Origin of the sequence: Arthrospira sp. PCC 8006 (assembly GCF_046480465.1) — a bacterium.
Lineage (GTDB): Bacteria > Cyanobacteriota > Cyanobacteriia > Cyanobacteriales > Microcoleaceae > Limnospira > Limnospira platensis.
Genome location: NZ_PKGG01000498.1, coordinates 1 through 755, shown reverse-complemented (window position 1 = coordinate 755; position 755 = coordinate 1). Strand labels below are relative to the sequence as shown.

General features: G+C 51.7%; 1 protein-coding gene. It reads right to left on the bottom strand.

Features of this window, described 5'->3' with window-relative positions:
• A partial coding sequence (locus B9T16_RS29045) for a serine/threonine-protein kinase (RefSeq protein WP_410246433.1) occupies nt 1-755 on the bottom strand: 755 nt, incomplete at both ends.

Sequence of the window (755 nt, the reverse complement as noted above, 5' to 3'; positions counted from 1 at the left end):
ATACATTCAGCCTGACCGCGACGGCGGTTAATTTGTTGTCCATTGGAATTGACCGTAACGATGTCAAAGGAAAAAGAAGTGGTTTTTGGTCGGTAAAGGGGGGTGCGTTTCGGCGGTTCCAACAGCTTTAACCACTCCTGCATCGACTGAGGGCGCCGCGTTTTATTTAACGCCATCCCCGCCATAATCGCATCATTAATAGCATCGCTCACCGATGCCAAATTCTTGGGCGGCACCAACTCTTCCCGGTCCACCTTGCGGGAAAAACAGTCCCTCGGCAACTGCCCCGTTACGGCATAATACAGAGATGCTGCCAGAGTGTAAATATCGACAGTAGGGGAGCGATCGCCTTTAATTAACTGTTCGTAGGGTGCAAAAGCCTGATTGCCAAAAATCTTGGAACTGGTGACACTGGGGACGACATTTCCAGCGATGCCAAAATCAATCAATACCGGCTGACGGTTACCTCGCAACATGATATTAACCGGGGTGGCATCCCGGTGAACAATACCAGCGCGATGCACCTGTGCCAAAGCCTGAGCCACGGGACAAATTAACGCCAGGGCGGTGGCTTCCGAAAGGGGGCCTTGTTCCTGCACCAGAGTATAGAGGTTTTGGCCCTCGATAAATTCCATCACCAGACAATGGGAGTCCGATTCTTCAAATAAGTCCTTGACGCGGACGATGTGGGGGTTGGGGTCCCTCTCCAGTTGGGCTAAAATTTGGGCTTCCCGGATGAAGCGTTGGACGTATTT